General features: G+C 44.2%; 1 protein-coding gene and 1 pseudogene. Both read right to left on the reverse strand.

Annotation, left to right across the window (positions count from 1 at the left end; all coding sequences use genetic code 11):
* Positions 1-29: 29 nt before the first annotated feature.
* A complete protein-coding gene (locus ACS8FC_RS19330; RefSeq protein WP_439297982.1) occupies positions 30-341 on the reverse strand; it encodes a YeaC family protein in 312 nt (103 codons plus the stop codon).
* A gap of 83 nt (positions 342-424) precedes the next feature.
* Positions 425-586 (reverse strand): annotated as a pseudogene (locus tag ACS8FC_RS19335) (NAD(+) kinase); the annotation flags it as partial.

Genomic DNA, 586 nt, shown 5'->3' on the forward strand with positions numbered 1-586 from the left:
CGTGGCTTTTTTATTGACTGTTTATAGATTTATTTATTACGAAATTTCACAGGTTGTACCGCCCCTTTCGGGTTCGGCATATTAGGATAATGATGCTCGTGCTCGACATCGCATTCTTCCCCAACCACTGAGCCATCGTCTTTTACTGGTTTGTGAATATAGCCCGTACGCTCAGCAGGTGGTAGGTGCTCGTGCTCCCATACCATCACTGCTTGCATGCAGGTTTCTCGCTGCTCAGCGGTAATTTTACGACCATCAGGCCACTTACCTAGCTCAATCGCCATGCGGAATTTATCAACCACTTCCGGTGTTAGACTGGCTAGTATTGTTTGTTTATCCATCTTGCCTACTCTCCACTACTATTTTTGCATCATATTTTTTGATGATTATTGGGCGATTTGAAAACATGCCCTAATAGATACGCTCATTCATCATCTATGATATCATCATCGACATCCAGACTGAATTCTTCGGCATGTACGTTCCAGTGCAGCTTGGTACGACAGGCTTCATAAAAGTCAAACCCAGGCGGATGCAGTAAAGTGAGCTTATCAGGATGCTTACGAATATACAGGCGCTGTTCTTG

This window comes from Psychrobacter sp. 1Y4 (assembly GCF_051847555.1).

Bases quoted from the DNA above. Each gene is read 5' to 3' on its own strand.
- ACS8FC_RS19330 (WP_439297982.1), bottom strand. From the start codon at position 341: ATGGATAAACAAACAATACTAGCCAGTCTAACACCGGAAGTGGTTGAT.